This window comes from Candidatus Gorgyraea atricola, from assembly GCA_030765235.1.
In the GTDB taxonomy this organism is placed as follows: domain Bacteria; phylum Omnitrophota; class Gorgyraeia; order Gorgyraeales; family Gorgyraeaceae; genus Gorgyraea; species Gorgyraea atricola.
Window position 1 is genome coordinate 286,350 of the sequence record JAVCCW010000029.1, and the last position, 17,726, is coordinate 304,075.

General features: G+C 42.5%; 17 protein-coding genes, 1 tRNA gene and 1 riboswitch. All 18 genes read left to right on the forward strand.

Annotation, left to right across the window (positions count from 1 at the left end):
- Positions 1-12 precede the first annotated feature (12 nt).
- Entirely contained in the window at positions 13-1,938 is a 1,926-nt protein-coding gene (asnB, locus tag P9L93_06960) for an asparagine synthase (glutamine-hydrolyzing) (GenBank protein ID MDP8230823.1), read from the forward strand.
- Positions 1,935-3,143, forward strand: a complete 1,209-nt coding sequence (locus P9L93_06965) for a glycosyltransferase family 4 protein (GenBank protein ID MDP8230824.1) — start codon at positions 1,935-1,937, stop codon at positions 3,141-3,143. The genes asnB and P9L93_06965 overlap by 4 nt, the downstream gene beginning before the upstream one ends.
- Positions 3,140-4,117, forward strand: a complete 978-nt coding sequence (locus tag P9L93_06970; protein ID MDP8230825.1) for a GDP-mannose 4,6-dehydratase — start codon at positions 3,140-3,142, stop codon at positions 4,115-4,117. The genes P9L93_06965 and P9L93_06970 overlap by 4 nt, the downstream gene beginning before the upstream one ends.
- Complete coding sequence (locus P9L93_06975; protein MDP8230826.1) at positions 4,114-5,898, forward strand: glycosyl transferase; 1,785 nt, start codon at positions 4,114-4,116, stop codon at positions 5,896-5,898. The genes P9L93_06970 and P9L93_06975 overlap by 4 nt, the downstream gene beginning before the upstream one ends.
- 1 nt (position 5,899) lies before the next feature.
- The gene (locus P9L93_06980) at positions 5,900-6,964 is read left to right on the forward strand and encodes a glycosyltransferase family 1 protein (GenBank protein ID MDP8230827.1); all 1,065 of its coding nucleotides are present in this window, start codon (positions 5,900-5,902) and stop codon (positions 6,962-6,964) included.
- A gap of 65 nt (positions 6,965-7,029) precedes the next feature.
- Positions 7,030-7,159, forward strand: a riboswitch (FMN riboswitch).
- A 106-nt stretch (positions 7,160-7,265) separates the two neighbouring features.
- Positions 7,266-8,471 (forward strand): bifunctional 3,4-dihydroxy-2-butanone-4-phosphate synthase/GTP cyclohydrolase II, encoded by a 1,206-nt coding sequence (locus P9L93_06985; GenBank protein ID MDP8230828.1) that lies wholly within the window; start codon positions 7,266-7,268, stop codon positions 8,469-8,471.
- 133 nt (positions 8,472-8,604) lie between these two features.
- The gene (ribE, locus tag P9L93_06990) at positions 8,605-9,069 is read left to right on the forward strand and encodes a 6,7-dimethyl-8-ribityllumazine synthase (protein ID MDP8230829.1); all 465 of its coding nucleotides are present in this window, start codon (positions 8,605-8,607) and stop codon (positions 9,067-9,069) included.
- A 2-nt stretch (positions 9,070-9,071) separates the two neighbouring features.
- Positions 9,072-9,482, forward strand: coding sequence for a transcription antitermination factor NusB (gene nusB / locus P9L93_06995; protein ID MDP8230830.1), 411 nt, complete (start codon positions 9,072-9,074; stop codon positions 9,480-9,482).
- Positions 9,470-10,300 carry a PHP domain-containing protein gene (locus P9L93_07000; GenBank protein MDP8230831.1) on the forward strand — a complete coding sequence of 277 codons (831 nt, stop codon included), beginning with the start codon at positions 9,470-9,472 and terminating at the stop codon, positions 10,298-10,300. Before nusB ends, P9L93_07000 begins: the two co-directional genes overlap by 13 nt.
- Positions 10,297-11,412 (forward strand): bifunctional diaminohydroxyphosphoribosylaminopyrimidine deaminase/5-amino-6-(5-phosphoribosylamino)uracil reductase RibD, encoded by a 1,116-nt coding sequence (gene ribD / locus P9L93_07005; GenBank protein ID MDP8230832.1) that lies wholly within the window; start codon positions 10,297-10,299, stop codon positions 11,410-11,412. Before P9L93_07000 ends, ribD begins: the two co-directional genes overlap by 4 nt.
- Before the next feature lie 20 nt (positions 11,413-11,432).
- Positions 11,433-12,050 (forward strand): riboflavin synthase, encoded by a 618-nt coding sequence (locus tag P9L93_07010; GenBank protein ID MDP8230833.1) that lies wholly within the window; start codon positions 11,433-11,435, stop codon positions 12,048-12,050.
- 48 nt (positions 12,051-12,098) lie between these two features.
- Positions 12,099-13,124 (forward strand): DNA recombination protein RmuC, encoded by a 1,026-nt coding sequence (locus P9L93_07015; GenBank protein MDP8230834.1) that lies wholly within the window; start codon positions 12,099-12,101, stop codon positions 13,122-13,124.
- A 79-nt stretch (positions 13,125-13,203) separates the two neighbouring features.
- Positions 13,204-13,281, forward strand: a tRNA-Pro gene (locus P9L93_07020).
- An 8-nt stretch (positions 13,282-13,289) separates the two neighbouring features.
- A complete protein-coding gene (locus tag P9L93_07025; GenBank protein ID MDP8230835.1) occupies positions 13,290-13,559 on the forward strand; it encodes an acylphosphatase in 270 nt (89 codons plus the stop codon).
- 1 nt (position 13,560) lies between these two features.
- The gene (ligA, locus tag P9L93_07030) at positions 13,561-15,600 is read left to right on the forward strand and encodes an NAD-dependent DNA ligase LigA (GenBank protein MDP8230836.1); all 2,040 of its coding nucleotides are present in this window, start codon (positions 13,561-13,563) and stop codon (positions 15,598-15,600) included.
- Between the two features lie 96 nt (positions 15,601-15,696).
- Positions 15,697-16,191 carry a hypothetical protein gene (locus tag P9L93_07035; protein MDP8230837.1) on the forward strand — a complete coding sequence of 165 codons (495 nt, stop codon included), beginning with the start codon at positions 15,697-15,699 and terminating at the stop codon, positions 16,189-16,191.
- Positions 16,191-16,805: an MBL fold metallo-hydrolase gene (locus P9L93_07040; protein MDP8230838.1), complete on the forward strand. Its 615-nt coding sequence runs from the start codon at positions 16,191-16,193 to the stop codon at positions 16,803-16,805. Before P9L93_07035 ends, P9L93_07040 begins: the two co-directional genes overlap by 1 nt.
- Positions 16,802-17,689, forward strand: coding sequence for a site-specific tyrosine recombinase XerD (gene xerD / locus P9L93_07045; protein ID MDP8230839.1), 888 nt, complete (start codon positions 16,802-16,804; stop codon positions 17,687-17,689). Before P9L93_07040 ends, xerD begins: the two co-directional genes overlap by 4 nt.
- Positions 17,690-17,726: the final 37 nt, after the last annotated feature.

The window sequence follows — 17,726 nt, forward strand, 5'->3', positions numbered from 1 at the left end:
GAGTGAGATATTATGTGCGGGATATGCGGGAAGGTTAGTTTAAATACGAATGCTAATATCAGTGAAGGCCTGATACGTAAGATGTGCAGTGTGCTTGCGCATCGCGGTCCTGATAATGAAGGAGTCTATTTAGGGACCCCGAACCACTCACTTCGTTCGGGTACGGGGCAGGCAAGGGTTGGGTTGGGGCATAGGAGGCTTAGCGTTATTGATGTTTCTTCTAGAGGGCATCAGCCTATGGGGAATGAGGACGGGTCTATATGGCTGGTGATGAATGGGGAGATATATAATTTTTCTGAACTTAGAAAAGATTTAGAGAAAAAAGGCCATATTTTTAAATCACATACAGATGCGGAAACAATAATTCATTTATATGAAGAAAAGGGCATAGATTGCCTTAATGATCTAAGGGGAGGGTTTGCGTTTACTATATGGGATGAGAAGAAACAACGGCTTTTTGTTGCTCGCGATAGAATAGGTAAAAAGTCAGTTTATTATACTTACAGGAATCAGACGCTGATATTTGCGTCTGAGATCAAGGCTATTCTTAAGGATCCTGAGACCTCGGTCGAGGTGAACAGAGGCGTTGTTACTGATTATCTGAGTTACGGGTATGTGCCTACTCCCGAAAGTATGTTCAAGGGCATTATGAAATTGCCCCCGGCGCATTTTATGATCTATGAAAAGGGCAATATAAAGATAGAAAAATACTGGGAGCTGGATTTTTCTAAAAAGAACAGACTTTCTGAGCCTGAATGCTGCAAAAGGATCATGGATCTGCTTGAAGAAGCGACTCGCATAAGGATGATCAGCGATGTGCCGCTGGGCGCTTTTTTAAGCGGCGGCATTGATTCAAGCGCTGTGGTTTACATGATGAGTAAATTAAGCTCAAAGCCCATAAAGACGTTTTCTATAGGTTTTGAGGATAGAGAATACAGTGAATTAAAGTTTGCCAGGCAGATAGCTGATAGGTTTGGGACAGAGCATAAGGAATATATGGTCAAACCTAACGCTATAGAGGTATTACCAAAACTTGTATGGCATTATAATGAACCATACGCGGATTCTTCTGCTCTTCCGAGCTATTATGTGGCTAAAATGACTCGACAGGAAGTTGCTGTGGCGCTTAATGGAGACGGGGGAGATGAGTGTTTTGGCGGGTATGAGAGGTTCATGGCGGCAAGGTTCGCTGAATATTTAAAGATAGTTCCTGCGCCTTTTTTAAGGGCTATTGCGGGGCGATTGCCTGAATCTCTCGGGCTTAAGGATTTCAGGACGAGGTTAAAAAGATTTTTATTAATGGCGTCAAAATCCTACCGTGAAAGGCATTATAACTGGGTCAGTATTTTTAGAGATAGCGAAAAAGAGGAGTTATTCAGCGGCGCGTTTAAGGATGAGATAAAAGACAGGGATAGTTTCGCGTATCTTGATGGCGCTTTTGATAGATGCAGGTCTAAGGATGTAGTGGATAAGGTCATGTCGGCTGATATAAGGACGAATCTCCTGGATGACCTGCTGGTAAAGATGGATATTGCCACTATGGCGAATTCATTGGAAGGACGTTCGCCTTTTTTGGATCACAGGATGATGGAATTTGCCGCTACCATCCCGAGCAGTATGAAAATAAAAGGTACGAGGCTTAAGTATATTCTGAAACAGGCACTTTCCGATGTATTACCTAAAGAGATACTTTCAAGAGGGAAGATGGGATTCGGAGTCCCGATAGACAGGTGGTTTCGTGATGAGCTTAAGGATTATTCTCATGAGATCTTGATGAGTAGCAAATGCATCAACAGGGGTTACTTTAAAAAGGAAGGCATAAAGGCTCTTCTGGATGGTCATTGCGAGGGCAGGGCTAATAATGGCGCCCGCATATGGAGCTTATTGAATCTGGAGCTCTGGCACAGGATGTTTGTGGATGGGGAGAGCATGTTATGAAGATAGTCAGGATAATCGCGAGGCTTAATGTTGGAGGACCTGCGAGGAATGCGGTGCTTTTGAGCGAGGGTTTGCGATGTGAGGGACAAGGGACCCCATACCAGTCGCTTCGCTCCGGTACGGGGCAGGCAAAAGACAAGGGACAAGGGGGTTATGAGACAATATTAGTCTGCGGAGAAGTCAGTAATAATGAGGGTGATATGACATACCTTGCAAGAGATAAAGGAGTTGTCCCTATTATAGTCAAGGAATTAGGAAGAGACCTCTCGATAATCAATGACTGGAAGGCATTTTGGAAGATATGTAAGATTATTCGCAAAGAGAAGCCTGATATCGTGCATACTCATACGGCAAAGGCGGGGGCATTAGGCAGGCTGGCAGGGATATTGTGCGGGTGTAGGCTGGTCCATACTTTTCATGGACATGTGTTTAGGGGGTATTTTGGCAGAGTAAAATCCTGGATGTTTTTGTGGGTGGAGAAAATCCTAGCATTATTTACGGATAAGATAATCACAGTGAGCGAGACATTAAAAAAAGAACTTGTTGTAGAATACAGAATTGCACCTGAAGGAAAAGTTCAGGTGGTAGAATTGGGATTTGATTTGGGGGAGCTTTTGAGTCTTCCTGTTAAAGAGGCCGGGGATATTGTGAAGATTGGGATAGTCGGGAGGTTGGTGCCGATAAAAAATCATAAGATGTTGTTTAGGGTAGCCAGCAGGGACAAGGGACAAGGGACAAGGGACAAGGTAAGGTTTATAGTGATTGGAGATGGAGGGCTGAGGAGTGATTTGGAAAATTATGTTAAAGAATTAGGGATAAAAGATATCGTAGAGTTTAAGGGATGGGTAAAAGATTTGAAGGAAATTTATGAAGATATGGATATCCTTGTATTGACTTCTCTTAATGAAGGGACGCCTGTGTCTATTATTGAGGCAATGGCTTCGGCAAGGCCTGTGGTGGCGACTGATGTAGGCGGGGTAAGGGATGTGGTGGAGGATGGAAAGAGCGGGTACTTGGTAAAGTCAGGAGATGAAAGAGATTTTTCGGAAAAATTAGCGGGATTAGTGAGCGACAGAGATAAGCGGCTGCGATTCGGAGAATATGGCAGGGAATCAGTCAGGGAAAGATTTTCAAAAGAGAGATTGATAAAAGATATATATAAGTTGTATAATAAAGCTTTGAGCAAAGGAGATAGTTTAAGATGAAGACATTGATTACAGGGGGCGCGGGGTTTATTGGATCTCATCTTGCGGATGAATTGATCAAGGCTGGCAACAGTGTTACCGCGCTTGATGACCTGTCTACCGGCAGGTTTGAGAATATTGCGCATCTGGATGGAAATAAGAATTTTCGTTTTGTCGAAGGCACGGTTTTAAACGAGTCGCTGGTGGATAAACTTGTTGAGAAATGTGATGCCGTATATCATCTGGCCGCGGCAGTAGGCGTGGATCTGATAGTAAAGAAGCCGCTTGAGTCCCTGGTTACAAATATAAAGGGAAGTGAAATAGTGCTGGAGATGGTGCATCGTTATCATAAAAAGGTACTTATTACCTCTACTTCAGAGATATACGGTAAGAATACGAATGGCCCTTTAAAGGAAGAGGACGACAGGATCCTGGGCTCGCCTTTAAAGGCGCGATGGGGATACTCTACTGCAAAGGCAGTGGATGAGATACTCGCTTATACATACTGGCGTCAGAAAAAGGTGCCCAGTGTAATAGTAAGGCTTTTTAATACAGTTGGGCCGAGACAGACAGGCGCTTATGGAATGGTGGTCCCTAGATTTGTAAATCAGTCGCTTAAAGGTAAAGACATAACCATTTATGGAGACGGGAAACAGTCGAGGTGTTTTTTACATGTAAAGGATGTAGTTGGAGCGCTTATAAAATTGATGACTAATAAAGACGCGGTAGGCAAGGTCTTTAATATAGGCAGTCAGGAAGAGATAAGCATAGAGAATCTTGCTAAAAAAGTAATAGAGATCACGAAGAGCAGATCAAAACTCGTCTATATCCCTTATGATAAGGCATATGAAGATGGATTTGAGGATATGCAGCGAAGGGTACCTGATACCACAAAGGTCAATAAGGCCATAGGATTTAAACCAACCATAGATCTCGAAGGGATTATAAAGAGTGTAGTGGATTATAGCATGACGCATCACGAGAAAGGCAAATGATACCACTAAAGACCTACCTTATACCATTTTTTACCTCTTTCGCGCTTTCCATACTTTTAACCCCTCTTGTAAGAAGAATCGCTTTAAACAGAGGCTATATCGCGAAACCTACAAAGGACAGGTGGCATAAGACAGAAACCGCGCTTTTTGGCGGCATAGCTATCTTTATTTCCTTTATTGTCCCCTACGTTATTTTTGTAAAACCTGATATTAATATTACGGGTATTATTCTTTGCGGGGCCATGATCTTTGCGCTAGGGCTTTTTGATGATATCAAACATATAAAGCCTCACACCAAGCTCATAGGTCAGATCATTATCGCGTCCCTGCTGGTAAGTTTTGGCGTGAACATAAAGGTCATCCCATACCAGATAATAAGTATGCCTCTTACAGTTCTGTGGATAGTAGCTATTGTAAATTCCTTTAATCTCCTTGATAATATGGACGGGCTTTCAGCTGGCATCGCGGCTATTGTTTCCAGCATCATATTCGTGTTCGCGCTTTTAAATGGGAGTCTTTTGCTGGCATTACCGGCATTAATACTCGCGGGTAGTCTACTCGGCTTTTTAAGATATAATTTTAACCCTGCTAAGATCTTTATGGGGGATTCCGGCAGTATGTTTATAGGTTTTATGCTGGCAGCTATAACGCTGCAGGGCAGCTGGAAAGAGTCCACGCATTTAGTGATGATACTTGTTATACCTGTCCTGGTCCTTGCTGTCCCGATCCTTGATACAGTGTTTGTGGCAATTGCAAGAAGCTTAAGTAAGCATAAAATATTTCAAGGAGGCAGGGATCATATATCGCACAGGATGGTGGTCCTGGGGCTCTCTGACAAGAAGACTGTGATCGCCTTATATTGCATAAGTATACTTTTTGGCGGCATAAGCGTTCTATCAATGTTTGTCAGTTCTATGGTGACGCTGATGCTTGTTCTGGTAGCGGCCATAACGCTTATATATTTTGCTACATTTCTAGGCAAGGTCAAGGTCTATACAGACCTCGAGCCAAAGGATTTTAAGAAAAAAAGCGGTAAGGTGATATTAGATGGCATGTTGATGCACAAGAGAAGGATGCTGGAGGTAGGGATCGACTTTATATTGATATGTGTCGCATATGTGTCAGCATATCTTTTAAGGTTCGAGGGTATATTGTCTTTGGAAAATCAGAGCCTTATTGTAAAGTCATTGCCTGTAGTGGTGATCATAAAATACGCGGTATTTTTTAAATTCGGACTTTATAGAGGTATCTGGAGATATGTAAGCGTGACAGATCTTATAGATATCTTCAAGGCTATTTTATTCGCGTCGGTTGCCGCGGCAATGGCTGTGCTTTTTGTATGGAGATTCCAGGGATTTTCAAGAGCAGTTTTTGTTATTGATTGGCTTTTACTTTTTGTCCTGATCTCAGGGACAAGGATCCTTGAGAGGATCTACAAGGAGATATTTGACCAGGCCAGTTTGAGCGGTAAGAATGTTTTGATCTATGGAGCAGGGGACGCGGGAGAGATCGTTTTAAGAGAGATAAAGAATAACAAGATCCTTGGATATAAACCAGTGGGATTTTTAGATGATGACGAGGAAAAGTTGGGCAGGCGCATACACGGTGTTTCTGTTTTAGGTTCAAGGAAAGATATGATGCAGATAACTAAACGCAAAGAGGTACATGAGATCATAGTAGCCATACCTGACCTTCCAAAGGATCTTTTCGAAGAAACAGTAGGTATTTGCAGGAGTTTGGATATAAACTGCAAGAAGATGCAAGACATCCTGCCGAAATAACATGAAAATCGGAATTGACATTCGCTCAACGCTTAAAAAGAAAACAGGCATAGGGAAATATACGCTTAATCTGATCAATGCCCTGGCAAGGGTGGATTCTGATAATAGTTATTATCTGTATAGCAGGAAAAAGATCCTGGATTTTAAGAGACGTTTGCCTAAATTGCCAGGCGCGAATTTTTCGCATTGCAGGGTGTTGCGGGATCTGGATGTGTTTCATACCTCATCTTATGATCTAGAAAAGCCCAAGAAGGCAAAATATATTGTTACAATTCATGACGTGATCATCAAGGCATATCCGCACGGGCACAGTGAACAGACAATAAAGGAAGTAGATGAGAAGCTCAAGAGGGTTTTGGGCGAGGCAGATGTGCTGGTAGCGGATTCGTATAATACTAAGGCGGATTTGGTGAAGTTTTATGGGGTTGGCGAGAAGAGAATAACTGTTATATATCCTGGGGTGAATGTTAGGGACCCCGTACCAGTCGCTTCGCTCCGGTACGGGGCAGGCAAGGGTAATGGGGAATACATACTTTTTGTGGGGACTCTGGAGCCTCGGAAGAATGTGGAAGGGGTTATTAAGGCATTTGATTGGCTGAAGAAAGAATATGGTATAAAGCATAAACTGTATATCGTAGGCATGAAGGGGTGGATGTTTGAGAATATCTTTAAGGTATACGAGGCCTCAGAGTTTAAGAATGACATAATATTTAAAGGTTATGTGGATGATGGGGAATTAGACAGGCTATATAGACAGGCAACCCTTTTTGTATACCCTTCATTCTATGAAGGGTTTGGCTTTCCAGTAATAGAGGCATTTAGTTATGGCCTGCCTGTTGTCACGTCCAGGACTTCTTCATGTGGTGAGATAGGTAAAGACAGCGCCTTACTCGTAGATCCTGCGAATTACAAGGATATTGGCGAGAGGATATTGAAGATCCTCAATAGCGAGGATCTTCAAAAAGAGCTGGCCAATAGAGGTATTGACAGGGCCAAAGAATTTTCATGGGATAGGACTGCGAAGGAATTTTTGAAATTGATTACCTCCACCTGTTCGACCTCGTAGGTTGGAATCTATATATTTTATTGACAACTAGTTATATTTTGATATAATAATTCATACAATTAAATATTGATCTTCGGGACGGGGTGAAATTCCCCACCGGCGGTGATAGTCCGCGAGCCCCTGTATAACGCAGGGTGAGCAGACTCGGTGAGATTCCGAGACCGATAGTTAAAGGCTAGATGGTAGAAGACAAGAACGCTATGTTACCCGAAGATCATCTTCGGGTTTTTTATTTAGTCCGCCTCAGGCGGACTAAATAACCCCGAGCTTGTCGAGGGGTTTACGGTAATAGAGGAGAGTCATGAGATTTAACGCCATTCAAGATGTGATCTCGGATTTTAAAAGAGGCAAGATGGTCATTGTCATAGATGACGAGGGCCGTGAGAACGAGGGTGATCTTGTTGTTGCTGCCAGGTTTGCTGACAAAGATGCCATAAACTTCATGATAAAGCATGGCAGGGGCTTGGTCTGTGTGCCTATGGAGGGCAAGCGCTTAGATGGATTAGGGCTGCATCCTATGTTCGAAGATAATCAGGATCCTTATAAGACTGCGTGGACTATTTCTATTGATGCGAAAAAGGGTGTTAAGACAGGCATATCTGCGCATGATCGATCAGTTACTGTAAAGGCGCTTATAAATCCAAGGACAAGACCCAGTGACCTTGTGCGGCCTGGCCACATATTTCCTCTTAGGGCAAAACAGGGCGGCATCTTGACGCGCGCAGGTCATACAGAGGCATGCGTTGACCTGGCGAGGCTTGCCGGACTTTATCCAGCCGGTGTCATATGCGAGATAATAAAGGAAGACGGTACTATGGCAAGGACGCCTGATCTCGTGAAGTTCTCAAAGAGATACGGATTAAAAATCTGCACGATCGCGGATCTGATAGAATTCAGGCGGCGCTCAGAGAAGCTTGTAAAACGTATTGTCTCAACCCAGATCCCAACAGAATTTGGAAAATTTAAATTGCATATGTACGAATCTGCCATAGATGGGTCTCATCATGTTGCGCTGGTGAAAGGCGACCTCAGTGTGAATGGCCCTGTATTCGTGCGTGTTCATTCAGAATGCCTTACAGGCGATATCTTTGGTTCAAAGAGATGTGATTGTGGCGAACAGTTAAGACAGGCAATGAAGATCATAGACCAAAAAGGCAGCGGCGTACTCCTTTATATGAGGCAGGAAGGCAGGGGCATAGGGCTTATGAACAAGATACGAGCATATGCCCTGCAGGATAAAGGCCTGGATACAGTTCAGGCCAACGAGGCGCTTGGTTTTAAGCCAGACCTGAGGGATTATGGCATAGGCGCGCAGATACTCGTGGATCTGGGCCTGAAAAAGATAAATCTCATGACCAATAATCCAAAAAAGATCGTAGGGCTTGAGGGATATGGACTTGAGGTTGTCAGGAGGGTTTCTCTTGAGATGGAGCCGACGCATTCGAACAGGCGATACTTAAGAACAAAAAAAGAAAAGTTAGGACATAGACTAACAAAATATAGTTAACCCCATTCCAAATTCTGAGTGATGCGCAATTTATTTTTTGGAACTACTTGCGTACAATTCTGATGGATTGTTTGATTATCTTTAAGAATTTGGAACGGGGTTCAACTCACGTGCTCATTGAAGGAGGTAGGGTATGGTAAAGACTATTAGTGCGCAATTGATTGCAAAAGGGAAGAAGTTTGGTATAATTGCTTCCAGATTCAATGATTTTATTACTAACCGACTTTTGGAAGGCTGCATGGATACTTTGTTGCGCCATGGCGTGAAAGATAGCGACGTGACAGTAGCATGGGTGCCCGGTTCATTTGAAATCCCTGTTTTAGCGCACCGTATGGCAAAATCTAAAAAGTATGACTCTGTAATATGTCTTGGTACGGTGATCAGGGGTTCTACCCCGCATTTTGATTATATCGCCAGTGAGGTTGCAAAGGGTGTTGCGCATGTCTCGTTTGCTACAGGTGTGCCCGCAATATTCGGCATAATCACCGCTGATTCTATCGAACAGGCGATAGAAAGGGCTGGCACAAAGGAAGGCAATAAGGGCCGCGACGCAGCTCTATCAGCAATAGAGATGGCGAACTTAGTGGATGAGGTCTAAAAATGAGAAAACGCACATTGGCGCGGGAATGCGCCCTGAAGATCTTATATAGGATCGAGATCTCCAAGGAATCCATGAGGGATAGCATGAAGGATTTCTGGTCCGTAGAAAAGACAGATAAGGAAGTGAAGGATTTTGCGAATTCCATCGTGGATGGCACATGCGAAAATCTTTCCGGTATAGATAAACTTATCTCTAAATATGCTGACAACTGGGACATAAAAAGAATAGCTGTCATAGACAAGAATGTCCTGCGTATGGGCATCTACGAGATGCTGCATAGAGAGGATATTCCTCCAAAGGTCTCCATAAACGAGGCAATAGAGCTTGCCAAAAGATATGGAGATGTTGATTCTGGAAAATTTGTGAATGGTATACTGGACAAGGTCAGGAAGACAGAATGCAAAAAGTAGCAGATCTACATATTCACACCAATCTGTCAGATGGCACGTTTTCGCCTGAGAAAATCGTGGAGTATTCAAAAGCAAAGGGCCTGGCAGCGATCGCCATAACAGACCATGACACCTGTAAAGGGATCGCGCCTGCTATCATGGTAGCCAAGGGCCTTGGTATAGAAGTCATCCCTGGTATAGAGTTGAGCGCAGAGATGGATGATCGGGACCTGCATATACTTGGTTATTTTATAGACTGGCAGAACCAGGAATTTTTGAAAAAATTGGAGCACATTGTCCATATCAGAAAAGAACGCGCAAAAGAAATATTAAAAAGGCTAAAAAGGGTCAATGTTGACCTGGATGAAGGAGAACTTTTTAAATTGGCTAGCTGTTGTTCTGTTGGGCGTTTGCATATAGCGCAGCTTTTGTTTAAAAAGGGTTATGTTTCATCTATATCTGGCGCGTTTAAAGAGTATATTGGAGATAGTAGCCCATGTTATGTTAAAAAATTTAAACTCTCGCCCAAAGAGGCAGTGGATATGATAAAGGGAGTGGGGGGAGTGGCTGTCTTGGCCCATCCAAAGACGATTAATACCAAAGATAGGCCTTTAGAAGATTTTGTTGCCTTACTTGTGAAAGATGGGATACAGGGCATAGAGGCATATCATTCTGACAATACACAAAAGGACGAAAAGAAATTTAATGATCTTGCTGAAAAATATAATTTAGTCATGACTGGCGGTTCAGACTGTCACGGCTTTGGCAAAAAACAGATCTTGATAGGCAAGGTAAAGATTCCGTATGAACTGGTTGAAAGACTTAAGGGCTTGAAATGATCAATAAACATGAATTTTTTATGAGAAAGACTCTGGAACTGGCTGGAGACGGCAGGGGCACTAGCAATCCTAATCCAATGGTGGGCGCAGTAGTGGTAAAGAATGGGAAAATCATATCCAGTGCCTATCACAAGAGACCTGGCAGCCTGCATGCAGAGGCCATTGCATTAAGAAAGGCAGGAAAAAGGGCAAAAGACGCCACGCTCTATGTAAATCTAGAACCATGTAGGCACATAGGACGCACCCCACCGTGCACGGACGCCATTATAAAGAACAAGATAAAAAAAGTATACTGTGCGATGAAAGATCCTAATCCTCTAAATAGCGGCCGCGGCATTGATATATTAAAAAAGAATAAGATCGATGTGTCCGTGGGGCTCTTGCGGGACGAGGCGCTAAAATTAAACGAGGTTTTTACAAAATATATTACGAAAAAGATGCCATTTGTGACTTTAAAGATGGCAGAGTCTCTGGATGGAAAGATCGCTACAAGAAGCAGGGATTCAAAGTGGATAACTTCTGATATTTCTAGAAATTATGGCCATAGATTGCGTAGCCAGGTCGATGCGATACTGGTAGGTGTAAATACTATTTTAAAAGATGATCCATTGCTTACCTCAAGGAGGGCTCGCTCTCCCATAAAGGTCGTGCTCGACCCAGATCTAAAGGTATCTGAACGCGCAAAGATCTTTTCAAGGAAATCACCAAGTCTTTCCATAGTCGTCATACTAAAAAGTTCTTTATCTAAAAGATCCTCCATAGAAAAGATCAGGAGATTGAATAAAAAAGGTGTCCTTGTACTGACCTACCCTGGAAAGAACAGGAAGATAGACCTAAAAGCGCTCTTAAAGGAACTTGCTGAACTTGAGATAGCTCATCTTTTGATCGAGGGTGGAGGCGAAACCTCCGCAGGATTTATAGAAAAAGGATTAGTGGATAGAGTTTTCTTTTTTATAGCGCCAAAGATAATCGGAGGAAAAGACGCCGTGACTTCAGTAGAAGGTTTAGGAGTTGATAGAGTTAAAAAGGCTATAAAGTTGAAAGATATTAAAATCGAAAATATCGGAGAAGATATTTTAATAAAAGGAGACATAAAAGCTGACAGCTTATAGCTGAAGGCTGATAGCTTATCATGTTTACAGGAATAATTGAAGAAATGGGCTCAGTTGCAGGAATAGCGAGAAATCGCCTTAGGATAAGAGGGGCACTTGTCTCATCTGATGCAAAGATAGGCGACAGCATAGCTATTAATGGTACGTGCCTCAGCGTTACAGATATAAAGGGCGAGGTGCTTAGTTTTGACGCAATACAAGAGACACTTAAAAGAACTACGCTTGGCCAGCTAAAGATCAATGACCCTGTAAATCTTGAAAGAAGCCTAAAAGCAGATTCGAGGATGGGCGGTCATTTTGTAACCGGCCATATAGATTACACTGCCAGGATAATTGATATACTAAAAGGTTCAGGTGGAACTGGTTTTAGAATCTCCCTCTCTGCTGAATTTTCAGGATTTGTAGTAGAAAAAGGCTCCATAGCCCTGGATGGGATCAGTCTTACAGTGGCTAATGTTACAAGGGAGACCTTCACAGTATACTTAATCCCCCACACCTTAAAAGTCACAACCTTTGGCAAAAAGAAAAAAGGTGATTTTCTTAACGTAGAAACAGACCTACTGGCAAAATATCTCGCCAAACAAACACAAAAACCCAGCCTAGAGAACGTTCTTAAAAAATACAACTATATAGGTTGAACCTTGATATTGGTTCTAGTATAATAAAACTAACGGAAGGGGTGTACCATGTTTATTGTTATAAATCTAGTATGGTTTTTTGTGATCGTTGCTTTGGTGTTGTTCTTGACGAGGAAACACAAGGATTCTTCTTCTAAGGAGAGTGATGAAAAGATCAATGCGCTTCGGACAGAATGGAGCAATACGCTTTCGAAGAATACAGACCTTATATTGAAACAGCTGAACAATATGAATAATTCCGTTGGTTCTCAGCTCAGTAGCACTTCAAAGGTCTTTGGAGAGGTCAGGCAGAGCCTGGGTTCTCTGGACCAGAGAGCGCAGCAGATCCATGAAGTGGGCAGGGATATATCGAGCCTGCAGGAGATCCTTAGGGCGCCGAAAATGAGAGGTGGCCTTGGGGAGTTATTTCTGGAAAATCTCCTGGGGCAGATAATGCCAAACAAGGATCTTTACACTTTGCAGTATTCGTTTAAGAGCGGCGAAAGAGTGGACGCGGTGATAAAGATCGGTAAGAAGCTGGTACCTGTGGATTCAAAGTTTCCCATGGAGAGCTTTACGCGTTTTATAAAGGCTGAGAATGATGAAGACAGGAAGCGGGCCAAGAAAGAATTTGTTAAAGCGATAAGAGAGCATATAAACTCTATCGCGAGTAAATACATCCTTCCGGATGAAGACACCTATGATTTCGCGCTTATGTATATACCTGCTGAAAATGTCTACTACGAGGCTATTATAAAGGATGAGGATTTCGGGGAACAGAAGTCAATATTTTCTCATGCCGTATCAAGAAAGGTCATACCTGTTTCACCGAACAGTTTCTACGCGTATCTGCAGGTTATTATCCTTGGCCTGAGAGGCTTGGGCATAGAAGAAAAGACACAGGAGGTCATAAAGAAGCTAATAACCCTAAAAGGCTCTCTTGAAAAATTCAAACTGGACTTCGACAAGATGGGCACGCACATAGAGAACATTAAATCCAGTTACGACAGGGCAGAAGACCGTCTTGATAAGTTCGATAATAAACTTTCAACCATAGATTCTCTGGATAGAAAGAAGATAGAAAAAAAGGGGTAAATAATAAGCATGCTCTTAGTGGCAAAGGGGCGTGCCCCGTTCCAAATTTCCTGATGTCATGACATCAGGAAATTTGGAACGGGGAGTAGCGCAGTTTGGCTAGCGCGCTGCGTTCGGGACGCAGAGGTCATGGGTTCAAGTCCCATCTCCCCGACCACCTGAGACATGTCTTATAAGCGTCTACATATTTTTTACTCTGGTCAAGTTCAAGGAGTTGGATTTAGGTACACTGCGCGCAGAGTTGCGTCTAATCTTGGACTGGTTGGCTGGGCAAGGAATTTAAGCGATGGCAAGGTGGAAGTCGTGTGCGAGGGGGAAGAAGGAAAAATTAAGAGATTTTTGGATGAGGTAACTACAGATTTTCATATAAAAGATACACAGATAAGCTGGCAGGAACCAACACAGGAATTTAATAGGTTTGAGATAAGATTTTGAGATGAAAAAAGATATAGAGCAAAAGATAAAAAAGCTGCGTCAGATCATTGATCATCATGATCGCAGGTATTATGTTGAGAATAAGCCTGAGGTCTCTGATCAGGAATATGATCGTCTGATGAAGGAGTTGGAGAAGCTCGAGAGAGCACACCCTGGATTAGTTACTCCAGATTCACCAACACAAAGGGTAAGCGGAGAGGTCTTAGCGGGTTTTGAGACAGTTTCGCACAGAGAGCCCATGCTTAGCATGGATAATACATATTCAGCAGATGAGATAAGAGAATTTGACAAACGTGTAAAAAAGAATCTGGAAGTGGATAAGCTGGATTATGTGGTTGAGCTAAAGATAGACGGGGTGAGCGTATCATTTCTCTATGAAAAAGGAAGATTTATCCAGGGCGCGACACGCGGAGATGGATTTAAAGGAGATAATGCTACTATAAACCTAAAGACAATAAGGAGTCTGCCGCTAAGTATAGCTGCTAAAAAGTCTCCGGATCTATTTGAGGCGCGCGGAGAAGTATATATGCCTCGCAAGTCATTCGATAAGATAAACAAGGAAAAAGAAAAGATAGGCGAAGACCTTTTTGCAAATCCACGCAATGCCGCAGCTGGTTCTTTAAAGCTCTTGGATAGTTCAATGGTAGCAAAAAGACATTTGAGCATGTGGATATATGGAGTTGGGTATGTAGAAGGTACAGGATTTAAGACACAGTCCGAGGCGCTTAGTTTTCTTAAAGATGCTGGATTTCGCATAAATCCTTACATTAAAAAATGCCATACCATCGAAGATGTTATCAGTTATTGCGACACATGGGAGAAGAAAAAGGATTCCCTGGGCTATGATATTGACGGCATGGTCATAAAAGTAGATTCGTTTTCATGTCAAAAAGCCCTGGGCCAGACTTCCAAAAGCCCGAGGTGGATGATTGCCTATAAATTTCCAGCTGAGAGGAAAGAGACAGTTTTAAAAGATATAGTTGTGCAGGTTGGCCGTACAGGTACGCTTACGCCAGTGGCTATGTTAAAGCCAGTTGAACTATCAGGTTCAACTGTCGCTCGCGCAACACTCCATAATCAGGATGAGATAATGCGTAAGGATGTACGCATAGGTGATCACGTGATCATAGAAAAGGCAGGCGAGATCATTCCGCAGGTAGTGGAAGCGCTTAAAAAGAAGCGGACAGGCAAGGAAAAGAAATTTTCAATGCCTTCGAGGTGTCCTGCGTGCAATTCTAAGGTAGAGAGTGTTGAGGGCGAAGTCGCGCTAAGGTGTGAAAATCTCAGCTGTCCTGCGCAGCTCAAAGAAAGAGTAAAGCATTTTGCATCAAGGCAGGCAATGGATATAGAGGGCATGGGCGAGGCAATTGTAAATCAGTTGGTAGATAAGGAATTAATAGAGGACTATGGTGATATCTATAGCTTAAAACTTGACAAAGTCACGGATCTTGAGAGAATGGCAGATAAGTCTGCGTCTAATTTAATAAGCGCAATTGAAAAGAGTAAAACAAATGAGTTAAATCGCCTTGTTTTTGGGCTGGGTATACGGCATGTTGGCGTAAGGGCAGCGTGGATACTTGCGTCCAGATTTAACTCGCTCGATAAAATAGCATCTTTGGAAACAGAAGAGCTCGAGGCCATAAATGAGATAGGGCCTGTGATGGCGAGGAGTATCTGTAGCTTTTTCAGGTCTAGAGAGAACAGGAAGGTGATAGAGAAACTGAAGAAGGCAGGCGTAAGTTTAGTGACAAGTGACCCCATACGAAAATCAAAGATTTCGTACGGGGCAGGCAAGGGACAAGGGACAAGGCTCCTGGAGGGTAAGACGTTTGTTATAACTGGGTCGCTGGAAAAATATAGCAGGCAGGAGATAGAGGAATTGATACTGAAGTTGGGTGGGAATGCGTCGTCGAGCGTGAGCAAGAAGACAGACTTTTTGGTTGCAGGCAAAGAAGCAGGGTCAAAGTTTGATAAGGCAAAGAAGCTGGGAGTTAAGATCATAAATGAAGAAGAGTTTAGGAAGCTAATATTTAAACTCTAAATCCTAAACTCTAAACACTAAACAAACTCAAAACACGAAACTCAAAACTCGCTGTTTTGGATTTGTTTAGAGTTTAGGGTTTAAAGAAAGGTTATTATGTACAAGGATAAATTTTTTATTTACATTTGTATAGCAGTTTTATGCATATCTCTTACAGGCTGTGCGGGTTTACAGAGGAAGTTTACTCGCAAGAAAAAGAAAGATGAAAAAGCAGGACCTGTTATAACCACCTATGACTATGCAAAGGATCTAAGGGTGGAAGAACTTTATAAGAAACGTTTTCTATTCTGGAGAACCTGGCAGGGAGAACTAATAGAAAGAATGGATGGCCTGTACAAGAAGCGCATCGAGTGTTATGATCAGGCGATCATGAATCTAAAAGAGATGCGGAAGTATCTTTCTGATCCCAAGGCAGAAGAACTCGCACCTTTTATAGAAAAGATAAGCTCCATTGACCCGAATATCAGGAAGAAGAAATTATCCAAGAGTGAACAATATAATATGACCCAGTTACTTGAGAACACAAAGCGCCAGATCGATAAACAGTTTAGTTATTCTAAGGTAAAAGACTTTTTAGAATTGAGAAAATAATGTACATAGAGACAATAGTTGTCGGCATGATGGAGGCGAATTGTTACATTGTAGGAGATGAGCCTACAAAAGAGGTCTTTATCATTGACCCAGGCGCGGATTATAAAAAGATAAAAAAGATCATAGATAGAGATAGCCTTAAGCCAAAGGCAGTTATTAACACGCACGGCCATGGCGACCACATAGGCGCTGACAGTGAATTTGGCTTACCTATATGGATACATCGATTAGATGCTGAGTTCCTGCAAGACCCTTCAAAGAATCTCTCAGGCATGCTTGGATTTTTACTCAAGACAAAAAAGGCAAAAAGGCTTTTAGAAGAAGGTGATGTCTTAAAAATAGGCAATGTAGAAATAGAGGTTCTTCACACCCCAGGCCACACACCAGGCTCTATCTGCCTTAAGGCTGACGGCGTAATCTTTACTGGTGACACACTTTTTCATGAAGGTGTAGGTAGAACTGATTTTGCGTATGGTTCGCAGGAAGATATAATCCTAGCTATAAAAGAAAAACTTTTTACATTAGACGATGGTTATATTGTTTATCCTGGTCATGGCCCTTCCTCTACCATAGGTCACGAGAAAACAAATAATCCTTTTGTTATTAACTTATGAATGAACTTATAGAAGAATTTCTGAGTTACCTTTCCGTAGAGCGCGGTTTAGCCAAAAATACATTATCTTCGTATAAGAGAGATCTTTTGCGATTTTTTGATTACCTGAAATCCCGGCGCGTGGCTTCTATAGAAAGGGTGTCTAGGCAGATGATAGGGTCTTTTATGCTTGCTGAAAAGGACAGGGGGCTTTCAGCGAATTCTGTGTCCAGGGAGCTTGCGTGCCTTAAGACGTTTTTTAAATTTCTTGTCAGGGAGCGCAAGATAAAAGACGATATTACGAGTGTCATAGAGTCGCCTAAGTTATGGAAAAGGCTTCCTGATACTATGGATCTGGACGAGGTAGAGAAACTCCTGAGAATGCCCAATGTAAGGGAGATAATGGGCGCAAGGGATAAGGCATCGCTAGAACTCATGTATGCGACAGGCATGCGTGTGTCAGAGCTTATAAATCTAAAGATGGATGACGTGAATATGAATCTTGGATTCGTAAAATGCTTTGGTAAAGGCGGAAAAGAAAGAATCATACCTTTTGGCAAAAAGGCAAAGGAAAGTATAGTTAGGTATTTAGACAAGGCAAGGCCGAGCTTTTTAAAGAAAAAGGTGTCGAATGCCTTGTTTTTGACGCGACTTGGCAAATCCATGTCCCGCCAGACATTCTGGAAGACTATAAAAAAGTATACAAGGGAGGCGCGGATCAAAAAAGTTATTACGCCGCATAGTCTCAGACATTCTTTTGCGACTCATATACTTGAGCGAGGAGCAGATTTAAGAATAGTGCAGGAACTTTTGGGTCACGCGGATATCTCTACGACGCAAATTTATACGCATGTAAGCAAGGATAGGCTTAAGTCTATCCACAAAAAATTCCACCCAAGGCCATAACAACCTAAAGTAGACAAAACAGTCACTGTCTGTTTTG